19 protein-coding genes and 1 pseudogene are annotated in these 20575 nt (G+C 72.8%); 12 read left to right on the forward strand and 8 right to left on the reverse strand.

The features are described 5' to 3' along the window. Positions 1-116: 116 nt before the first annotated feature. Together IE286_RS00345 and IE286_RS00350 are read right to left on the reverse strand one after the other, a co-directional pair. Complete coding sequence (locus tag IE286_RS00345; protein ID WP_267969354.1) at positions 117-758, reverse strand: HAD family hydrolase; 642 nt, start codon at positions 756-758, stop codon at positions 117-119. Positions 759-849: 91 nt separating this feature from the next. After that, the gene (locus tag IE286_RS00350) at positions 850-1251 is read right to left on the reverse strand and encodes a four-helix bundle copper-binding protein (RefSeq protein WP_189794495.1); all 402 of its coding nucleotides are present in this window, start codon (positions 1249-1251) and stop codon (positions 850-852) included. Between the two features lie 127 nt (positions 1252-1378). On the opposite strand from IE286_RS00350, the gene IE286_RS00355 reads away from it, so the two are divergent. The 5 genes from IE286_RS00355 (at position 1379) to IE286_RS00375 (ending at position 6833) form a co-directional block, all read left to right on the forward strand. Further along, positions 1379-1783 carry a ChaB family protein gene (locus tag IE286_RS00355; RefSeq protein ID WP_189794496.1) on the forward strand — a complete coding sequence of 135 codons (405 nt, stop codon included), beginning with the start codon at positions 1379-1381 and terminating at the stop codon, positions 1781-1783. Between the two features lie 301 nt (positions 1784-2084). Continuing rightward, the gene (locus IE286_RS00360; protein ID WP_229861889.1) at positions 2085-2903 is read left to right on the forward strand and encodes a YhjD/YihY/BrkB family envelope integrity protein; all 819 of its coding nucleotides are present in this window, start codon (positions 2085-2087) and stop codon (positions 2901-2903) included. A gap of 252 nt (positions 2904-3155) precedes the next feature. After that, entirely contained in the window at positions 3156-4355 is a 1200-nt protein-coding gene (locus tag IE286_RS00365) for a right-handed parallel beta-helix repeat-containing protein (RefSeq protein WP_189794497.1), read from the forward strand. A gap of 250 nt (positions 4356-4605) precedes the next feature. After that, a complete protein-coding gene (gene sufC, locus IE286_RS00370) occupies positions 4606-5370 on the forward strand; it encodes a Fe-S cluster assembly ATPase SufC (RefSeq protein WP_189794498.1) in 765 nt (254 codons plus the stop codon). Between the two features lie 50 nt (positions 5371-5420). Continuing rightward, a complete protein-coding gene (locus IE286_RS00375; RefSeq protein WP_189794499.1) occupies positions 5421-6833 on the forward strand; it encodes an RtcB family protein in 1413 nt (470 codons plus the stop codon). A gap of 86 nt (positions 6834-6919) precedes the next feature. On the opposite strand, the gene IE286_RS00380 is transcribed toward IE286_RS00375, so the two are convergent. Next, the gene (locus IE286_RS00380) at positions 6920-7384 is read right to left on the reverse strand and encodes an archease (protein WP_189794500.1); all 465 of its coding nucleotides are present in this window, start codon (positions 7382-7384) and stop codon (positions 6920-6922) included. A 251-nt stretch (positions 7385-7635) separates the two neighbouring features. Between IE286_RS00380 and IE286_RS00385 the strand changes: the two genes are divergently transcribed. Next, a complete protein-coding gene (locus tag IE286_RS00385) occupies positions 7636-8019 on the forward strand; it encodes a DUF2267 domain-containing protein (RefSeq protein ID WP_189794501.1) in 384 nt (127 codons plus the stop codon). Positions 8020-8071: 52 nt separating this feature from the next. Here IE286_RS00385 and IE286_RS00390 read toward each other — a convergent pair whose 3' ends face one another. Continuing rightward, positions 8072-9523: a dihydrolipoyl dehydrogenase family protein gene (locus IE286_RS00390; RefSeq protein WP_189794502.1), complete on the reverse strand. Its 1452-nt coding sequence runs from the start codon at positions 9521-9523 to the stop codon at positions 8072-8074. 36 nt (positions 9524-9559) lie between these two features. Continuing rightward, the gene (locus IE286_RS00395) at positions 9560-11323 is read right to left on the reverse strand and encodes an MOSC and FAD-binding oxidoreductase domain-containing protein (protein ID WP_189794503.1); all 1764 of its coding nucleotides are present in this window, start codon (positions 11321-11323) and stop codon (positions 9560-9562) included. Positions 11324-11592: 269 nt separating this feature from the next. Between IE286_RS00395 and IE286_RS26950 the strand changes: the two genes are divergently transcribed. After that, the gene (locus IE286_RS26950; RefSeq protein WP_229861890.1) at positions 11593-12270 is read left to right on the forward strand and encodes a TMEM175 family protein; all 678 of its coding nucleotides are present in this window, start codon (positions 11593-11595) and stop codon (positions 12268-12270) included. Between the two features lie 89 nt (positions 12271-12359). Further along, positions 12360-13229, forward strand: a complete 870-nt coding sequence (locus IE286_RS00405; protein ID WP_189794801.1) for an alpha/beta fold hydrolase — start codon at positions 12360-12362, stop codon at positions 13227-13229. A gap of 164 nt (positions 13230-13393) precedes the next feature. Here IE286_RS00405 and IE286_RS00410 read toward each other — a convergent pair. Then, a pseudogene (locus IE286_RS00410) lies at positions 13394-14062 on the reverse strand (oxidoreductase); the annotation flags it as partial. A 178-nt stretch (positions 14063-14240) separates the two neighbouring features. Then, entirely contained in the window at positions 14241-16121 is a 1881-nt protein-coding gene (locus IE286_RS00415) for a Na+/H+ antiporter NhaA (RefSeq protein WP_189794504.1), read from the reverse strand. A gap of 245 nt (positions 16122-16366) precedes the next feature. Between IE286_RS00415 and dhaK the strand changes: the two genes are divergently transcribed. The 4 genes from dhaK to IE286_RS00435 all read left to right on the forward strand — a co-directional run bounded on the left by dhaK (position 16367) and on the right by IE286_RS00435 (position 19904). Next, complete coding sequence (gene dhaK / locus IE286_RS00420) at positions 16367-17359, forward strand: dihydroxyacetone kinase subunit DhaK (RefSeq protein WP_189794505.1); 993 nt, start codon at positions 16367-16369, stop codon at positions 17357-17359. Positions 17360-17411: 52 nt separating this feature from the next. Beyond that, a complete protein-coding gene (dhaL, locus tag IE286_RS00425) occupies positions 17412-18029 on the forward strand; it encodes a dihydroxyacetone kinase subunit DhaL (protein WP_189794506.1) in 618 nt (205 codons plus the stop codon). Further along, positions 18022-18432: a PTS-dependent dihydroxyacetone kinase phosphotransferase subunit DhaM gene (locus IE286_RS00430; protein WP_189794507.1), complete on the forward strand. Its 411-nt coding sequence runs from the start codon at positions 18022-18024 to the stop codon at positions 18430-18432. The genes dhaL and IE286_RS00430 overlap by 8 nt, the downstream gene beginning before the upstream one ends. Positions 18433-19349: 917 nt before the next feature. Beyond that, a complete protein-coding gene (locus IE286_RS00435; RefSeq protein ID WP_189794508.1) occupies positions 19350-19904 on the forward strand; it encodes a hypothetical protein in 555 nt (184 codons plus the stop codon). 92 nt (positions 19905-19996) lie between these two features. Here IE286_RS00435 and IE286_RS00440 read toward each other — a convergent pair whose 3' ends face one another. Further along, positions 19997-20359: a hypothetical protein gene (locus IE286_RS00440; protein WP_189794509.1), complete on the reverse strand. Its 363-nt coding sequence runs from the start codon at positions 20357-20359 to the stop codon at positions 19997-19999. Positions 20360-20575: the final 216 nt, after the last annotated feature.

A 20575-nucleotide genomic window follows, 5' to 3' on the forward strand; every position in this document is an offset into this window, starting at 1 on the left:
AGCGGCCTCAGCGATCACGCCGTCGGCCCGAAGGGGCCTCGACGATCGCCCGCCGCCGGCCTGGAGGGACATGGCAAGGGTCATCCGTCGCCGGCCCGAGGAGGCCGCGGCGCGGCTCATCCGTCGTCGACGATGCCGATCAGCTCCGTGAGGCGCTCGATGCGCCAGTCGGCCGCCGCCACGACCTTCGGGTCGTCAGCCCACAGATGCCCCCAGGGCCCGCGCCGGATGTGTGCCGTGCGCAGGCCGGCCGCCTTGGCGGGGAAGACGTCGTTGACCGGGTGGTCGCCGACGTACAGCGTGCGCTCGGCCGGAGTCCGCGCCGCGTGCAGCACCCGGGCGAAGAACTCGGGCTGCGGCTTGGCCACGCCCCACTCCCCGGACATCACGACGAGGTCCGCGGGCAGGCGCAGGCGGCGCAGCATCTCGCCCGCGCGGGCCGACTGGTTGCCCGCGACGATGACCCTCACTCCGCGTGCCCTGAGCGCCGACAGGGCCGGCCGCACGTCCTCGTACAGATCGCTCTCGTCGAGCTGTTCGCCCTGGCCGGCGGCTTCCCGGGCCCGCCACTCGGCAGCCACGTCGATGCCCGGTCGTGCCAGCCGCAGAGCCTCGGCGGCGTCCCCGCCCTGCGCGACGACGGCCCCCACCAGCGCCGAGAGCGTGTGGCGCGGGACGCGCAGCCAGTCCGCCCAGCAGGCCCAGTAGCGGTCGTCACGGACGAGGGTCTCACCGGCGTCGCACACGATGGTCTCCAGCACGCCGCGAGCCTACGGCGGCACGGCGCTCCACACCGGAAACGCACCGGCAGGCACTACCGGGACGATCCGCGAACGGGCCGTTGCGTGGTCAGTCCAGCGTCGCCATGAACTCCCCGCACGCCTTGGCGCAGGTGCGGCACGCGTCCGCGGTCTGCTCCGCGCCCGGGTTCCGGTCGAAGACGTGCGCGCTCTCCAGGCACACGCTCAGACACCAGCCCACCTGGACGCGGATGCCCGCCTCGTCCTGGGTGCTCTGCTCCGAGAGCATCCGGCAGGTCGCGTCGCACACCTCCGCGCACATGATCCCGCGGCGGCGCACGAGTTCCTGCTCACCATTCCCGCCGGGATCCACCAGGCTGGCGCGCAAGGCACAGGCACGGGCGCACTCGGTGCACGCCTGGGCGCACGCGAACCGGTCCTCCAGGTACTGGACGAGTTCCTGCTGATCCTGTTGCGACGTCGCCCATGTCGTCGTACGTCTCCTGCTCACATGGCGCGGGTAGCCGGTGCCCGGGCCCGCCAAACCCGGTGCGGCGCAGGGGGACCGCCGGTTTCCGGCCGCCCGCGCCGGGCACCCGTCCGGCGCGGAGATCAGCACGCGACGGAGGTGGATGTCCGTGCCCGGACGACAGGAACTGCCGTCGACGCTGGAGCGCTCCTCCCAGGACGCTCAGCGCACCTGGATCAAGGCGCACGACTCGGCCGTCGAGACCTACGGCGAGGGCGAACGGGCGCACCGGGTGGCGTACGGCGCGCTGAAGCACAAGTACGAGAAGGTCGGCGACCACTGGGAGCGCAAGGAGCACGGCCGCAAGGGCCCCTCCGACCCGCAGTCGGCCCGGCCCCGCGGCCAGGGCGGGCGCAGCGGCGAGGGCGTGGACGAGAGCGCGTCCAAACAGCACCTGTACGGCCTGGCGAAGCAGCTCGGCATCGAGGGCCGCTCGCACATGTCCAAGCGCGAGCTGCTGGACGCCCTGCGCAAGGCGAACCGGGCGCAGACGAGGCGTGCCCGTTCCCGGTGAGCGGGGGGCGGAGGGCGCCGTGACGCCGGCGCCCTCCTCGTCGCGACTGAGCAGGGGTGATAGGCGATTGTCGTGTGTCGTGGCCTACACGATTGTCATGACTGCGCCACGCACATTCGACGGGCCGTCACGAGACGCCTCGCGCCGGTCGGTCGGCGCACCTGGGCGTCACAGGAGCACCGGCCGCCACCTCCGTGGCGGCGGGCATGGCGCCGTGGAGGGTGCACCACCGGACGTGACGATGATGGACAGCGAACGCGGCCGCGCGGGTGAACGCGGCCCGGAGAGGAGACGCCGCCGCATGTCACGTCCGACACCGCGCACGTTCTGGGCGGTCGAACTCTACCGGCGCGGGAAACAACTGGAACTGATGCACAGGGCCCTGGGCTTCGCCACCCTCGCCCTGGTCACGCTGGCCCCGCTGCTCATCGTCGTCGCCGCGGCAGCCCCCTACGACCACGGCGGGTTCGCGCTGTGGCTGGTGGACGGCATGGATCTGTCCGGCAGGTCCGCCGAGGTGCTCACGCGGGTCTTCGGCCCGCCGCACCGGGCGGTGAGCACCACGAGCCTGTGGGGCGGTCTGCTGCTCGCCGTGTTCGGCCTGTCGTTCGCCGCCAGTGTGCAGAACGGGTACGAGCGCGTGTGGCGGCTGCCCTCGGGGCCGTGGCACCGGATCTGGCGGCAGGCGGTCTGGCTGGGCGTGCTGACGGTCTATCTGTACCTGCAGGTGCAGACCCGCACGGTGCTCGCCGGCAACGAGCGCATGCTGATGAGCCTGGGCACCGGTGTGCTGTTCTTCTGGTGGGGGCCGCACTTCCTTCTCGGCCGTCAGGTGCGCTGGCGGCTGCTGTTCCCCGGGGCCGTCGCCACCATGGTCGGCCTGGTGGGTCTGCGCACCTTCTCGTACCTGGTGTTCACGCCGCTGATCGTGACCCAGGCGCTGAGCTACGGCGCGATCGGCACCATCCTGGTGGTCGAGTCCTGGCTGATCGGCGCGGGGTTCGTGGTCTACGGCGGTGCGCTGGTCGGGCACCTGATCTGCGACCGGACGGGCCGTCTGCTCGACCACGAGGAGCCCCCGCAGGACGCGTCGGCGTCCGGGGAGCGGCGGTCCGGGTAGCGGCCTTCACGCTCGGCCTTCCACGCACCGGCGGCATCGGTCCGCGCCATGTCCTGAATCCATGTACATGAACAAAAATCATGTATGGAACCCATTGACGCGTTCACAGCAAGCGCCCTACGGTCATGAAAGCGCTTTCCCTCCTGTGGTTCCCGTATCCGTCCCGAGACCGGTTCACGGATCGGTTCAGGGATCGGTTCACCATCTCGAACAGACACCTGTCAGTGATCTGCGACCAGGAGACGAGAAACGATGCTGCACAGACCCTTCATCGCGTCGGCCGCCGTGCTCGCCGGCGCTCTCGCCGCGCTGTCCGCCCCGACGGCACTGGCCCTGCCCGCCTCCGCTGAGCCCCGGGCGGCGGCCTCGACCCTGTACGTGGCGCCCGACGGGACGGACGGTGCCGAGGGCACGCAGTCCGCTCCGACGACGCTGGCCTCGGCGATCAGCCGTATCGCTCCCGGCGGCACCATCTACCTGCGCGGCGGCACGTACCGCTACGACCGGACGGTCACCATCCCGCAGGGCGCGGACGGCACCTCTGCCGCCCGCACGACGCTGTCCGCCTACCCGGGCGAGAAGCCCGTGCTGGACTTCTCGGCGCAGAGCGAGAGTTCGTCCAACCGCGGCATCCAGCTCAACGCCTCGTACTGGCATCTGTACGGCCTGACCGTCCAGCACGCGGGCGACAACGGGATCTACGTCGGTGGCAGCCACAACGTCATCGAGCACACCGTGACGGCGTACAACCGCGACACCGGACTGCAGCTCGGCCGGATCTCCTCCGACACGCCCCGCTCGCAGTGGCCGTCCGACAACCTGATCATCTCTTCCGAGTCGCACGACAACGCCGACTCCGACGGCGAGGACGCCGACGGCTTCGCCGCGAAGCTGACCACCGGAACCGGCAACGTCTTCCGCTACGACGTCTCCCACCACAACATCGACGACGGCTGGGACCTGTACACCAAGTCGGACACCGGCGCCATCGGCCCGGTGACCGTCGAGTACTCGCTGGCCTACGACAACGGCACGCTCAGCGACGGCACCCGCAACGACAGCGGGGACCGCAACGGCTACAAGCTGGGCGGCGAGGACATCCCGGTGGACCATGTGATCCGGCACGACATCGCCTACCGCAACGGGCACCACGGGTTCACCTACAACCGCAACACCGGCTCGATGACCATCGCGGACAACGTCGGCATCGACAACGAGGAGCGCAACTTCTCGTTCGACAAGGGCTCGTCGGTGTTCCGCGACAACACCTCCTGCCGGTTCTCCGTCGACGGCTCCAACGACAAGACCGTCGGTGACGCCGACAGCTCGAACCAGTTCTGGACCGGCTCGAACGGCTCCCGCTGCTCGTCCTACTCCGGCACCCTGGGCTGGTCGTTCTCCTCCTCCGGCGAGCTGATCGTCACCTTCGGCGGCGAACGCGTCACTTTGTGACGCACCCGCCCGCCGCGGCCGGTCCTCGCCGGTACCGTCCGGCGGGGCCGGCCGCTTCCCTCCCCTCCCCGGTCACCGCCCGGCACACGGGCTCGTCCCACGCCGCACGCTCCCGTGTGAACCCGGCCGTCGTGCGGCCGATACTGGGTGGGAAGGCAATCCGCGACCGGAGGAACGGCCCGCCGCGCGGAGCCGTCGGCCCCGCGCACGACCGGCGCCCCGGGAGGCGTACGGAGGAGGTGGTGGCGCCATGGCGACCCTGGCCATCCACGACCTGCACTGCCAGGTGCTGACCGACAACGGGCCACGGGAGATCCTCCGCGGTGTCGATCTGACCGTGCGGCAGGGCGAGACCCACGCCGTGATGGGGCCGAACGGCTCCGGCAAGACCACTCTCGCCTACGCGCTGGCCGGCCACCCCAAGTATGTGATCACCTCCGGCTCCGTCACCCTGGACGGCGAGGACCTGCTGTCGATGAAGGTGGACGAGCGGGCCAGGGCCGGGGTGTTCCTCGCCATGCAGTACCCGGTCGAGGTGCCCGGCGTGACCATGGCCAACTTCCTGCGGGCGGCGGCCACGGCGGTCCGGGGCGAGGCCCCGCGGCTGCGCACCTGGATGAAGGAGGTCCAGGAGGCGATGGAGCGCCTGCAGATCGACCCGGCCTTCGCCCAGCGCAACGTCAACGAGGGCTTCTCCGGCGGGGAGAAGAAACGCCACGAGATCCTCCAGCTGGAACTGCTGCGCCCGAAGATCGCCATCCTCGACGAGACCGACTCCGGCCTGGACATCGACGCGCTGCGCGTGGTCAGCGAGGGCGTCAACCGGATACGCGCCACCGGGGAGGTCGCCACGCTGCTGATCACCCACTACACGCGGATCCTCCGGTACGTCCGCCCCGACCAGGTGCACGTCTTCTCCGAGGGCCGGATCGTCGACTCCGGCGGACCCGGCCTGGCCGACCGGCTGGAGGAGGAAGGCTACGAGGCCTACGTGAGAAGCGGCGCGGACGGCTGAACCGGCGGCCCGAGGAGCCCGTCCGGCCGGCACCGCCGCGGGAGGACGCGATGGAACTCGTCCAGGAAGACCGGTACCGCTTCCGTATCGCCCCGGAAGGGGACATGCGGGTGCCGGGCATCGTGTTCGCGACCCGGCACCTGCTCGCCGACGCCGAGAAGTCGCTGACACAGGTGGCCGACGTGGCCACCTTGCCCGGCATCGTCACAGCCTCCTACGCCATGCCGGACATCCACTGGGGATACGGCTTCCCCATCGGCGGGGTGGCGGCCACCGCGATCGACGAGGGCGGCGTGGTGTCGCCGGGCGGGGTCGGCTTCGACATCTCCTGCGGGGTGCGGCTGCTGGCCGCGGACTGCGACCGGGCCGACATCGTGCCCGTGCTGGAGGAGATCATGGACGTCCTGGACCGCAGCGTGCCGCGGGGCGCCGGGCCCGGCGGGGTGTGGCGGCTGACCGGCCCGCGTCAGCTGGAACAGCTGCTGCGCGGCGGCTCACGCTACGCCGTGGAGGAGGGGTACGGCGAGGAACGGGACCTGGCGCGCTGCGAGGACGGCGGAGCGGTCCCCGACGCCGACGCGGACCAGGTCGGGCCGCGGGCACGGGAACGCGGGCTCGGACAAGTCGGCAGCCTCGGCTCGGCCAACCACTTCCTGGAGGTGCAGCGGGTCGCCGAGGTGTACGACCGGCAGACCGCCGAGGTGTTCGGCATCGCCGAGGACCAGGTGTGCGTGATGATCCACTGCGGCTCGCGCGGACTGGGCCACCAGATCTGCACGGACCATGTGCGCGCGATGGACCAGGTCATGGCCCGCCACGGCATCCGCGTCCCCGACCGGCAGCTGGCGTGCACGCCGGTCGAGTCCCCGGAGGGCCGGGCCTATCTGGGTGCCATGGCCGCGGCCGCGAACTACGCGCGGGCCAACCGCCAGCTGCTCTCCGATGCCGCCCGCCGGGCCTTCGCCCGGGTCGCCGGACGCCGGCTGTCCCTGGTGTACGACGTCTCGCACAACCTGGCGAAGATCGAGTCCCATCAGGTCGACGGCCGGCGGCGCCGGCTGTGCGTGCACCGCAAGGGGGCCACCCGGGCGTTCCCTCCCGGCCATCCCGACCTGCCGGAGGATCTGCGCGAGGTGGGCCAGCCGGTACTGATCCCCGGAACGATGGGCACGGCCTCGTACGTGCTGGCCGGGGTGGCGGACGGCGGGGCGTTCCACTCCACCTGTCACGGCGCGGGCCGCAGGATGAGCCGGCACGAGGCCGCCCGGAAGATCAGCGGACGGGAGCTGCGCGACCGGCTGGAGCACGACGGCATCGCGGCGCGCCCGCTGTCGTGGCGCGGTCTGACCGAGGAGGCGCCGGAGGCCTACAAGGACGTGGGCGAGGTGGTCGCCGCGAGCGAGGGCGCCGGTCTGTGCCGCATCGTGGCCCGGCTGGTGCCGCTGGGCGTCGTCAAGGGCTGACCGGCCGGCCGCGTCCGTCCGCCGGGCACGAGGCTTACGGGTTCTTCCGGACCGCCCCCGGACCGGCTCGTACGTCGACGGCCAGGTCATACGTCGACGGTCACGGCGCACGACCAGCCGTAGGGGTCGACTCCCATGTGCAGTCCGTGCCAGGAGACCGCCTTCGGCGCCGCCCCGGTGACCTCGACGTCCGACAGGGGCACGACGCCCAGCCGTACGTCCAGGCCGCCGTCGGCCGCTGCCTCGGCGTCCACCTCGACGGGCACCTGCCCGTGCACCTCCACCCGGTAGACGACCTCGTCCAGCAGGGCCACCAGCAGGTCCGCGTCGTCCGCCCGAGGGAGAGGGAGCCGGAGGCGTTCCAGACCGGTGGGCCGTACCGCCTCGACGTCCGCGAAGGACTCCACCAAGCCGCGCACCGCCTCGGCCAGACAGCCCTCGCGGCTCGGCGCCCAGGCCTCGATCCGCAGGTCGGCGGTGTGCGGCACGGCGCGGTGTCCGCCGGTGCCGACCCGCCGTATCTCCCTGACGTCATCCGTGTCGCCGACCATGCCCACCGCGTGCCCCGTCCGGCGCCGGTCACACAGCGGGCGGTCCCGGGCGGACGCCGGCACAGCGGTGCGCCGACGGCGTCCTGGCCCGCCGCCTGCCCTCACGCCCGCCTGCCCGGTCGACGGCTTTCCCGCTGACGTGCGTGTGCGGGGCGCGACCGGCGTGTGTGCTCGGCCACGCTGCCGTTTCCCGCGGCCGGGGCCGGGCACCCGGGGTCGCGGCACACGTGGCGCGACCCCGGGAGGGCCCGATGAAGCTCGACGAATTCCTCGACCGGGTACGTGACCGCGGGGAGTACCGCAGCCTGGACGAGGCCGAGAAGGTCAGCTGGGCGGTCCTGTGGGTGCTTGCCGCGCGGGTCGGTCCCCAGGAGGCCGAGGAGCTGGCGGAGCGGCTGCCCGCTCCCCTGAACGAGGCGCTGCTGCTCGAACGCGGGCGGCCCGACGCCTTCGACCAGCAGGAGTTCCTGCGGCGTGTGGCGCAGCAGATCAGCGCCAGGCCGCGCACCGCCGAGTGGGACGTCGGCGCCGTGCTCTCCACCGTGGCCGACGCGGTGGGCGAGGAACGCTTCGGGCATCTGTGCGAGGAGCTGCCCTCCCGCTATGCGGACCTCTTCGGTGCGCGAGCCCGGTGATCACCGCCTCGGTCCCATGCGGTCTCTTCTTGGCCGGCACCGTCGGCGCCGTTCAGCCGCTGTGGCGGGCGGCGAGAAGGAAGAGCCAGATCTCGCTGACGGTCGGGAAGCAGGCGACGGCGTGCCGCAGTCGCTTGAGCGGTACTTCACCGGCCACCGCGACGGTGGCCGAGTGCAGCAGCTCGCTGATGCCGGGGCCGACGAAGGTGACGCCGAGCAGGATGTCCCGGTCGCGGTCGACGACCATCCGGGCGTGCCCACGGTAGCCGTCGGCGTAGAGCTTGGCCCCCTGGACGGTGCTGAAGTCGACGTCGACGACCTCGACCCGGTGTCCGGCGCGGCCGGCCTGCTCGGCGGTCAGGCCCACGGCGCCGGCCTCGGGGTCGGTGAAGAACACCTGGGGCACGGCGTGCTGGTCGGCGGTGGTGGCGTGGTCGCCCCAGGCGTCGTCGTCCAGTGGGCGGCCGGCGGCACGGGCCGCGATCGCGTCGCCCGCGGTGCGTCCCTGGTACTTGCCCTGGTGGGTGAGCAGGGCCCGGTGGTTGACGTCGCCGCAGGCGTACAGCCACGCGCCGTCGACGCCGCGGACCAGGCAGGTGGTGTCCACGTCCAGCCACGAGCCGGGGGTGAGACCGATCGTTTCCAGGCCGATGTCGTCGGTGGCCGGTGTCCGGCCGGTCGCGAACAGCACCTCGTCCGTCTCCAGTGCGCTGCCGTCGTCGAGGTCGAGCGTGACCGGGCCGGCGGCGTCCGGGCGGCGCAGGGCCGTCACCTGCACACCGATCCGCACGTCGGCGCCGGCCTCGGTGAGACCGCGTGCGATCAGCTCGCCGACGAAGGGTTCCATACGGGGCAGCAGGCTTCGGCGGGCGAGGAGGGTGACCGCGGAGCCCAGGCCCTGCCAGAGCGTCGCCATCTCCACACCGACCCCGCCGCCGCCGACGACGACGAGCCGGTCCGGCACGGTGCTGGAGTCGGTGCCGTGCCGGTTGGTCCAGGGGCGGGCTGCCTCGATGCCCGGCAGGTCGGGCATCGCGGGTCTGCTGCCGGTGGCGACGGCCACCGCGTGCCGGGCGGTCAGGGTCTGTGGTGTGCCGTCGCCGGGTGTGACCGTCACCCGCCGGGGGCCGTCGATCCGGCCGTGGCCGCGGAACAGGTCGGCGCCGATCGACTTCACCCAGCGGGCCTGCCCGCTGTCGTCCCAGTCGGTGACGTAGCGGTCGCGGCGGGCGAACACCCCCTCGCTGTCGAGCCGGCCGGTCACGGCCTGCCGGGCGCCGTCCACACGGGAGACATCGGCGAACGCGATGACCGGCCGCAGCAGCGCCTTGCTGGGCACGCAGGCCCAGTAGGAGCATTCGCCGCCGACGAGTTCGCGTTCCACGACCGCGACGGACAGTCCGGCGGCGCGGGCATGGTCGGCAACGTTCTGGCCGACCGGCCCCGCCCCCAGCACGATCACGTCATAGGTGGTGCCGTCGTGAGATGACTGTGCCTGGTTCATGAGGTCCTCGCAGGATGATCGCTGCTGATCACTGGTTCACAGGTCGAGGACGACGTCGGTGGTCGGTGCACTGCAGCAGACGAGGACCGTGCCGGCCTCAGGTGGGTCCAGGGGCGGGATGGTGTAGGTGACGTCTCCCGCGACCAGATGCGTGGCACAGGTGTGGCAGACGCCGGTGCGGCAGGACCAGCGGGTGGGTATGTCGCAGGCTTCGGCGAGGCCGAGGAGCGAGGCACACGCGGGGGACCACGAGGCGGTGATGCCGCTGCGGGCGAAGGTGATGCGGGGGCCGGTCCCCGGCGGGCCGGGTGGCGGATGCGGCCGGACGGCGGCGGTGGCGGTGACGCCCGGGTTGACGGCGGGCAACGCGCTGAACTGCTCGGTGCGGATGTGTTCCGGGTCCAGTCCGGCCTCGCGCAGGCACCCGGTGATGTCGTCCATGAAGGCCGCGGGTCCGCACAGGTAGACGTCGGCGTCGGCGGGAAGTCCCAGGGCCGCGAGGGACTGGGCGGTGGGGCGTCCCCGGGTGGTGCGGGGGCCGTCGGGCAGGCCGGCGGCCGGTGCGGTGCAGAAGGTGTGCTCGTGGGCGTCGGGGAGCCGGGCCAGCAGCGCGTGGGCCTCCTCGGCGAACACGTGGTGGGCGCGGTCGTGTGCGGTGTGGATCCACCAGACGGGGCGCGGATCCCGGGTGCGGGCGAGGCGGTGGAGCATGGCCAGGACCGGGGTGGCGCCGATCCCGGCGCTGAGCAGGACCACCGGGCGGACCCCTGCGGCGAGCACGAAGGTGCCGCGGGGTCCGGCGACGTCCACGAGGTCCCCCACCCGGAGGCGGGTGTGCAGGTAGCCGCTGGCCTTTCCGCCGGGTTCGTGCTTGACGCTGATGCGGCAGGTGTCGCCGGCCGGCTCCGCGGACAGTGAGTAGCTGCGCACGGCGGGGACGGTGTCGCCGACGGGGAGGCGGAGCGAGATGTACTGGCCGGGGCGGGCCTCGGGCAGGGGTGTGCCGTCGACGGTGGTGAGGTGGATCGACGACACGACCGGGGTCTCGGGGACGATACGTGTGACGCGCAAGGGCTTGAAGCCCCGCCATCCCCGGTCCCGTCCGGGCGTCCCGGTGTCCGTGTGGTCACCGGGACGGTCCTCTCCCGGTCCGGGCGAACGGGCGGCGGCCAGTTCCCGGAACGACTCCTGCCATCCGGGGCTGAGGGCCGGTATGGCCAGCGCCCTGCGGAGTTTCGCGGGGTCGCGGCCGGGCAGGCAGAGCAGCGCGTCGGTGTCGGCGACGCTGAGCCGCTGCGGGCCCTCACGGGTCAGGATGATCTCGTCGCCTGCCTGCACCCGCCCTTCCGTGATCACGCGCAGGTAGAAGCCGGGGCGGTGATGGGCGACGAGCAGGGATGCCAGGGCGGGCTCGCCCAGGCGCATGCCGACGCGGTAGCAGGTGACGCGCGGCTGGGTGACCTCGAACTCCGCTTCCCCGATGCGGTAGCGGTCGCCGATGCACACCTCGTCGTCGGACAGTCCGTCGACGGTGAAGTTCTCTCCGAAGATGCCGAACGTCAGGTCGTCCCGGCCGAGGTGCTCCTGCCAGTACGGGTAGGACTGCACCTGGTAGACCAGGACCGCGCGCATCTCTCCGCCGTGTCCGGCCAGATCTCCCTGGCCGTCGCCGTCGATGTTGAGCCGGCGCACCATGCGCGGACCGCGGACGGGTGCCTTCCAGATCCCGGTGTGCACGGTCCGCCCCTGCCGGGCGACGTCCTGCGGAAGCCCCACGTTGACGGACAGCAGCGTCGCCATCGCGGACCTCCCGCACTGTGGCCGGCCGAGGACCCCCCTCGTGACGCTGTGACCCACGCCCTGCGGTCCAGGCTAGTCCCGCCCGCCGGACGCGTCGCGCTGCATGCGGAACGCGGATGTCCGCACGCGGGTGTCTGCGGATGCGGGCGACGGCCTCGTCGCACCAGAATGATCACATGGGGTGCGCGCTGGAGCTCGTCGTCCTGCCCGTAGCGGCTGCCGGCCGCCGCGGGGAGCGCCGGTGTCGTCCCAGGTGAGGTGGCAGGGCGATGACCGGACCCGCGCGAGAGCCGGAGAAACCCGCACCGTTCGGCATCGAACGTGATCCCGCCCGGGTGATCGCGTTCAGCGACGCCGTCATCGCCATCGCCATCACCCTGCTCGTCCTGGAGATCCGTCCGCCGCACGACACCCGCCGCCTGCCGCAGGGCCTGGCCGCGCTCTGGCCGTCGTATCTGGCCTACGTCGTCACCTTCATGCTGATCGGGCAGGTGTGGGCCAACCATCACATCATGTTCGACCACATCCGCCGCGCGGACCGGGTGGTGCTGTTCCTCAACACCCTGCTGCTGATGGACATCGCGTTCCTGCCGTTCGCCGCGTCGGTCTTGGCCGAGGCGTTCCGCGACGGGCACGGGCAGCGCACCGCCGTCCTTCTGCACGGCATCGCGTTCGAGCTCGCGGCCGTGCTGTTCAACGTCATCTGGTGGTGCGCCCGCCACGACCGCCGGCTGCTCTCCGACACCCTCCACGAGGCCGGGGTGACGGCCATCGGCCGGCGTTTCCGGCTCGCCCTTGTCTGGCTCGGTGCCGGGACCGTGTCGGGAGCCGTGTTCCCCCTCCTCGGCGTGGTCGTGTTCTGTGCGTTCGTCATCTATTTCTGGCTCCCCGTCGCGGGCGAGATCCCCAAGGTGAGACGCCGGCGGGGCCACCGAGAACGGCCGTGACCGCTCGTGGCGCCGCCCGGATGCGCTGGCTTGTCCGCTGCCGCGGGCGGAGGCTGGAGGAAGGGGACGTCCGGCAGAGAGGCCAGATCATGACGCCCGCAGTCCACCACCGCACCCTCCCCGTCGACGGCCTGGAGGTCTTCTACCGGCAGGCCGGGAATCCGAACGCACCCGCCGTGGTCCTTCTGCACGGCTTCCCGACCAGTTCGCACATGTTCCGGCACCTCATCCCGGCACTCGCCGACCGCTACCACGTGATCGCCCCGGACCACATCGGCTTCGGCCAGTCCGCGATGCCCGCCGTGGAGGACTTCCCCTACACCTTCGCCGCGCTCACCGAGATCACCTCCGGTCTGCTGCACCGTCTGGGTGTCGCACGGTTCGCGATGTATGTGCAGGACTACGGAGCGCCCATCGGCTGGCGGCTCGCCCTGCAGGACCCCGACCGCATCACCGCGATCATCACCCAGAACGGCAACGCCTACGAGGAGGGCTTCGTCAGAGCCTTCTGGGACGGCCTGTTCGCCTACGCCACGGCCCCGGACCCCAGCACCGAGCTACGGGTGCGCGCCGCGCTGACCCTCGGCATCACCCGCTGGCAGTACCTCAACGGAGTCGCCGACCCGAGCCTGGTCAGCCCTGACAACTGGGTGCACGACCAGGCCCTGCTGGACCGCCCTGGCAACGACGAGATCCAGCTGGCCCTCTTCCGTGACTATCCCAGCAACGTGGACCTCTACCCGCAGGTCCACCAGTTCTTCCGTGACTCCCGCGTCCCGCTGCTGGCCGTGTGGGGAGCCAACGACGAGATCTTCGGCCCTGCCGGGGCGGAGGCGTTCCGCCGGGACCTGCCCGATGCCGAGATCCACCTGCTCGATTCCGGGCACTTCGCCCTGGAGAGTCACCTGGAGACGATCACCGCGCACGTCCGCGACTTCCTCGCCCGCGTCCCCGCCTGAGACGCCCGGGCCGCGGGCCGGCGTCTTCTTCCCTCCGCGAGAAGCCGCGGCAGGGGACTGTCCTGGCGGCAAGGCCCCTCTGTCCCGGCGAGATCGGGTGCTGCCGCACCCCCGGCACCGCTTCCCGAGCGGCGGCCCGTTCGCGAAGCGGCCGCGCCGCCGTAGGAGAGCGACCACAGCCGGCGTTGCGCCTCCTGGTCGTAGGACAACCTGCTCGATCGGACCACCGTCGGATGTCCCTTGCTCTCGAGAAACCCGTCGGGGTGGTAGTACTGACCGCCTTCGGCCGCCGGATCCGTCGCCGCGCGCAGTGTGGGCCATGCGCCGCGCTCCGAGGACTGGATGAGCAGGGGCCTGACGATCAGGTCGAACGCCACCCGGGCCCAGGGTGCGAAGCTCTCCGCGGCGCCGCGGGACCCCTGGGTGTCGGCGCCGCCGGGATGCGCGGCGACCGCGACGGTGGCGCCGCGGCCTGCGAGACGGCGCTGGAGTTCATAGGTGAACATGGCGTTGGCCAGCTCGGACTGGCCGTATGCGCCGGTTCTGTCGTAGGGGCGTACCGTCCAGTTGAGGTCGTCCAGGGCGAGCGAGGCCCGGCGGTGGTCGGCGCTGCCGACGGTGACCACGCGCGAGCCCGGCACGTCGAGCAGCCGGTCGAGCAGCAGTCCGGTCAGGGCGAAGTGTCCCAGGTGGTTGGCGCCGATGTGCATCTCGAAGCCGTCGGCGGTGGTGCGCCGCGCCACGTGCATGACGCCCGCGTTGTTGATGAGCAGGTCGAGCCGGGGATGTGCGGCACGCAGTTCCCGGGCCGCTGTCCGCACCGAGTCCAGTGAGGCCCTGGTGTCCGTGGCGGCGGCCGCGCACGGACTGGCGGTCTACCTCCAGCAGAGGATGTGGACGACCGATCCGGAACCGCTCGCGGCGGCCGAACGCCGGGCCGAGTGCATGGCGCGCCCCTGGTGGCACAGGCCCGTGCCGCCCGGTGACACGGGAAGTGCGGGAGGCCGGTGCTCAGTGTGCGCCGGACATCGCGCGCTCCCGCGCCGCCCGTACGGCCGCGGAGAGGCCGGTGATGTCGTAGGCGCCGTGGTGCCGGCGCCCGTTCACGAAGAACGTGGGGGTGCCCGCGACCCCGCTGAGGTCCGCCGACTCCACGTCCTCCGCGATGCGCGCCACGGTGTGCGGGGAGCGCAGGTCCCGCTCGAACCTGTCCACGTCCAGTCCGAGGTCCGCCGCATAGCCGCGCAGCTGGTCCGGGCGCAGCTCACCCTGGTGGCCGAGCAGCAGATCGTGCATCTCCCAGTAACGGCCCTGCGCCGCGGCCGCCTCCGCTGCCTGCGCCGCCAGTTGCGCGAACAGATGGACGTCGGTCAGCGGCAGATGCCGCCACACGTAGCGCACATCGCCGAAGTCGCCGAGCAGCTCGCGGACCACCGGCTCGGCCTGCCCGCAGTAGGGGCACTCGTAGTCGCCGTACTCCACGACCGTCACGGGTGCCCGCTCCGGGCCGCGCACATGGTCCCGGTCGGGATTCACCGGCATCGCCAGGTCGACGATCGACTCGGCGTCGCCCTGCAGCAGCCGCTGCCGGGTGCGGCGCGGCAGCGCGGCGACGACCGCGGTGAGGAGTCTGCTGAGCAGGAAGGAGCAGACCACCGCGGCCAGGATGCCGGTCTTGGCGTCCGCCAGCCGTGTCCCGTCGAACGCCAGGGTGGCGATGAGGAGGGAGACCGTGAAGCCCGACCCGGCGAGCGTTCCGGCCACGGTGATCGCACCCCAGCCCACCGGCAGCCGCACCCGTCCGCGCCCGGACACCTGGGTGAGCGCGGTGGCCCCGACGATGCCCAGGGGTTTGCCGAACACGAGACCGAGGACGATGCCGAGGGCGACCGGTGAGGTGGACGCCCTGGCCAGCTGGCCGGCGCCGAGCACGATGCCGGTGTTGGCCAGGGCGAACAACGGCACGACGACATGGCTCGTCCACGGGTGGAACAGGCCCTGCAGACGCTCGTTCGGAGAGAGGGCGGAGGCGAGTCCGGCCCGCAGCGAACGCTCCAGCTCCGGCGTGGGCTGTTCGCGGAACGTCCGGAACAGCCCGGTGGCGTGCTCCAGGTCGGCGCGGGTCGCGGGATAGGCGTAGGTGAGCAGGCCCATCGCGAGGCCGGTGACCACGGGGTCCACACCCGACTCGACCAGCGCGCCCCACGCCACCACCGCCGGCAGCGCGTAGACCACCCCCCGGCGCACCCCGAGTGCGCGCAGGAACAGAATGACGACGAACACACCTGCGGCCGCCAGCAGTGCCGGTACGCTGATCCGCTCGCTGTAGGCGACGGCGATGACGACCAGGGCGACGAAGTCGTCGACCACGGTGACGGTGAGGATGAACACCCGCAGCCCGCTGGGCATGCGGCGCCCGACGACGGCCAGGGCGCCGAGGGCGAAGGCGGTGTCGGTGGACATCGCCGCTCCCCAGCCGGACATGGACGCCTGGCCCGCGTTGAGCGCGAGATAGATGCCGACGGGTACGAGCATGCCGCTCAGCCCCGCGGCGAGCGGCAGGGCGAGCCGGGTGCGGTCACGCAGCTCGCCCATGTCGAACTCGCGGCGGGCCTCCAGGCCGACCACGAAGAAGAACAGCGCCATCAGTCCGCTGTTGACCCACTCGCGCAGCGACAGCGACAGCCCGTGCGTGCCGAGCCCCACGGACAGACGGGTCCTCCAGAACGCCTCGTAGCCCCCGGGCGCGGCGTTGGCCCATGCCAGCGCGGCCAGCGCCGCCGCCACCAGGACGGCCGCACTGCCGGTCTCGGTCCGCAAGAAGTCGCGCAGCGGCGAACGGGAGTCTCCGCAGGCGCTCTGGCCCGTGTAGTCGTCGGATGGGGTGGCCATGGTCAGCCGCTCTCCTGCCTCCCGCCGTGGGGTCCGGGCCGCCGGCCGCTGGTGGCGGAACAGCGGCGCCGGCGTCATTCATTCCACGACACGTGACCTCGGCTGCCCCAGGGCAGATACTTCCGACAGCGGCAGCCCGCCTTCACCCGTACGACGACCACCGATCCTGACCACCTCTCACCGCGGCCGCCGCCGATGCCCGAAGCGCAGGTCACCTGTCTGTTAGTCTCACCAGGAGGTACCCCATGAGGATGCTGATCAACGTCGCGGAGACCGTCGTCGCGGACGCTCTGCGGGGTATGGCGGCCGCTCATCCCGAACTGACGGTCGATGTCGAGAACCGGGTGATCGTGCGGCGGGACGCCCCGGTCCCCGGGAAGGTGGCGCTGGTCTCCGGCGGCGGTTCCGGTCACGAACCGCTGCACGGCGGCTTCGTGGGTCCCGGGATGCTCTCGGCGGCCTGTCCCGGTGAGGTCTTCACCTCCCCTGTTCCGGACCAGATGGTGCGGGCCGCGGCGGCCGTGGACAGCGGGGCCGGCGTACTGTTCGTGGTGAAGAACTACACCGGGGACGTCCTCAACTTCGACATGGCGGCCGAGCTGGCCGAGGACGAGGGCATCCAGGTCGCGAAGGTGCTGGTCAACGATGACGTGGCGGTGACCGACAGCACGTTCACGGCCGGGCGGCGCGGCACCGGTGCGACGCTGTTCGTGGAGAAGATCGCGGGCGCGGCGGCCGAGGAGGGGCAGCCGCTGGAGCGGGTCGAGTCCATCGCCCGGCGGGTCAACGACAACTCCCGCAGCTTCGGGGTGGCGCTGAGCGCGGTGACCACGCCGGCCAAGGGCACCCCCACCTTCGACCTGCCGCCGGGCGAGCTGGAGCTGGGCATCGGCATCCACGGCGAGCCCGGCCGGGAGCGGCGGGCGATGATGACCGCCCGGGAGATCGCCGACTTCGCGGTGGACGCGATCCTGGAGGACCTCGACTCGCGCGATCCGGTGCTGCTGCTGGTCAACGGCATGGGGGCGACCCCGCTGCTGGAGCTGTACGGCTTCAACGCGGAGGTGCACCGGGTGCTGGCCGAGCGCGGGGTGGCCGTGGCCCGCACCCTGGTCGGCAACTACGTCACCTCTTTGGACATGGCGGGCGCCTCGGTCACCCTGTGCCGGATCGACGAAGAGCTGCTGCGGCTGTGGGACGCGCCGGTGAACACGCCGGGCCTGCGCTGGGGTGTGTGACCCGCGGTCGTGTCCCATGTATCGACGCACCTAATGTCAAAGGGGAGTTCTTGTGCTCGACACCGACTTCTTCCGTCGTTGGATGACGGCGGCCGCCGCGTCGGTCGACCGCGAGGCGGAGCGGCTGACCGCTCTGGACTCGGCGATCGGGGACGCCGATCACGGCAGCAACATGCAGCGCGGGTTCACCGCCGTGCGGACCGCACTGGAGAAGGAGGCACCCGACACGCCGGGCGCGGTGCTGATCCTCGCCGGGCGGCAGCTGATCTCGACGGTGGGCGGCGCCTCCGGGCCGCTGTACGGCACGCTGCTGCGACGCGCGGGCAAGGCGCTCGGTGAGGCGGCCGAGGTGAGCGAGGAACAGCTCGCCGAGGCGCTGCGGGCGGGTGTCGAGGGGGTCAAGCAGCTCGGCGGGGCCGCACCGGGCGACAAGACCATGGTCGACGCGCTGATGCCGGCCGTCGAGGCGCTCGGCGACGGTTTCGCCGCGGCCGGCGCGGCCGCCGAGCAGGGCGCCGAGGCGACCACGCCGTTGCAGGCCCGCAAGGGGCGGGCGAGTTATCTGGGCGAGCGCAGCATCGGGCACCAGGATCCGGGGGCGACCTCGTCGGCACTGCTGATCGCGGCTCTGGCCGAGGCCGCCGCGGGGACGGAGGGTTCCGGTGAGTGACGAGAGGGTCGTCGGCATCGTGCTGGTGTCGCACAGCGCGGAGGTGGCCGCGTCGGTGGCCGAGCTGGCCAAGAGCCTGGCGGGCGGTGCGGCGCCGGTGCCGGTGGTTCCGGCGGGAGGCCGGGAGGACGGAGGCGTGGGCACCAGCTCGGAGCTGGTCGCCGCGGCCGCGGCGTCCGCGGACCGCGGTGCCGGGGTCGCGGTTCTCACCGACCTGGGCAGCGCGGTCCTCACGGTGAAGGCGCTGCTGGCCGAGGGCGACGAACTGCCGAAGGACACGCGTCTGGTGGACGCGCCGTTCGTCGAGGGCGCGGTGGCCGCGGTCGTCACGGCGGCCACGGGCGCCGGCCTGGACGCGGTCGAGGCGGCGGCCCGGGACGCGTACGACTACCGGAAGGTGTGAGGGAAGGGCCGGCCGGTGCGGGCGCCCGCGGCGCGGTGCTGCCGCGCCTTCGGGCCCGGCGGGCGGATGCGGCCGCCGCGGACGGCCCGGCCGGGGACCGGACGTCCGGCACGCGCCGCCGGCCCGGGGTGCGTCCGCGTCCGGACGGCCGTGACAGCCGGTGCACTCCGGCTCCGTGCCGGTCCACGGCCGGGAGATCGGCGGTTCGTACGGGCCCGGGTACACCTGCCGGGCGGCCGGAGCCCTCGCACCTCGGTGGCCGGGCCCCGGCCGCCCGCGCCGGCGCGGCATCAGCGACGACAGCGGTCCGCGCCTCGGCGTGAACTTCCCGTTGTCCACGGGCAGTTCAGCCGGGTTGGGTTCAGCATACGTAACGGAACCCGCATGTCACCCACGGTGGTCCGGGAAACGCCCCGCGCGGGGCGGGACACGGTCCGTGCCGACGGCCCGGGCGGTGGAAGGACCGTGCCGAGGAAAGCGGTTGACGAGGGACACGGCTCGCGCGCGGCGGTGCAGGGCCGGCCGGCGCGGCGGTGCTCCCGGGCGTGTCGCGGCGCCGGGCGGCGCGCCCGTGCCGCTCGCGGAACGGCCCGGACGGCACGGGGCGGCCGCCTCGGGGCAGGGACCCTGGGTGCCCGGGCGACTGCTCACCCGCCCGGCCGGGACCACCGGAGTGGTCCCGGCCGGCTCCGGATGTGATCACGCCGGAGCGGGTCCCTGCCGCGAGGGGAGCCGTGGCGCCGAGGCGGAGGCGGCGCATGATCCACCGAACGGACGGCTCGTCACCCGGGCGGTGCGGCCCGGCGTGCGGGGGGCGCCCGACCGGCGTTTGCTGCCCCTTGAGGCGGCACGGGCGATCCCCATTCTCCGGCGGCACCTGGGACGATCCGCCGACCGTGCCACCGGAGGACTGTCGCATGGGCAACACTCAGCCACACCTGCGCCCCGGCCCGGTGGCGGCGGCCGCCGCCCTCGCGCTCGGAATCGCCGTCGGCCCTGCCGCCGCCGAGCCGGGGATCTTCGTGAGCGCCGACGGGTCCACGGTGTCGGTGACCACCGCGGTGTGCCCGGAGCTCGGCGGCTTCTGGGGCACGGCCGCCCTGCTGTCCGCGGGGCAGACGAGTGTCGCCGAGGGACGCCGGGCGGAGCTGACGGGCTCGGCCGCGATTCAGTCGGCCGTGTGGCAGGACGTCCGCCCGGGCACCTACACCGTGATCGTGGTCTGCGCGGACAACGTCACCGCGGGCACGCAGTCGGTCACCGTCGCGGCCGCCGCCCGTCCGTCCGCCTCGGCCTCCCCCGCCTCTGCCGCCTCCGCCGCGTCCGCGCGGAGCCGGGCCGGCGGGCGCACCGAGGCCGCAGGGGACGACCGGTCCGTCGCCCTGGCGGCCGGCGGGGCCGTGGTGGGGGCCGCGATGATCGGCACGGGCTGGTGTCTGCGCCGCCGCAGCATGCGGCCCTACCGGCTGTGACCGGCCATCCCGGCGGCGAGGCCGGCATGCGCGTGGCCGCCGGCCCGGACGGGCGGCGGCCACGGCCGGTCACCCGGCAGGATGTACGGACGTCAGCGACTGGTGAGCCGCACGTGCAGCTCGCGCTCCTGGTCGCCGGAGGCCGTGCACAGGTCGTCGACGGCGAACAGGTCGTCGAGCATGGTGCGGAACCTGTCGATCGCCCAGTAGCCGCCCTGCACGTCCACGACCACGGAGCCCTGCAGGTGGACCGGGTCGCAGCGGCCGTGGGCATCGGCCACGTCGTAGGTGCCGAGCCACACCGTCGGGCGCACCTCGTGGAAGTCGCGGGGCACGTCCTCCGGGCGTCGGTCGGAGGTGAAGCAGGAGCGCAGGGCGTCGAACACGATCCGGGCGTCCTCCTTGCTGCACCCGCTCAGCTCCACCGAGACGGATTCGGGGTGCTCCTTGTCCATCGTGATCGCTCCTCTCGTGGCCGCCATGCGGTACCGCAGGCGGGGTTCCCCCCGCGCGGCGCGCCACTCCTCCCCCGGTGTCTCTTCCAGCCAAGCACCTGCTCCGCCCGGAGCACCACCCGCCGCCGCGGGCGGCCGAGGCCGGCCCGGCCGGCAGGACGGGGCCGGGGACGGTCCGGGGAGGTGACACCCCGGCGGGGCGATGCGCGCACCGGA

The organism is Streptomyces thermodiastaticus, assembly GCF_014656135.1.
Taxonomy (GTDB): domain Bacteria; phylum Actinomycetota; class Actinomycetes; order Streptomycetales; family Streptomycetaceae; genus Streptomyces; species Streptomyces thermodiastaticus.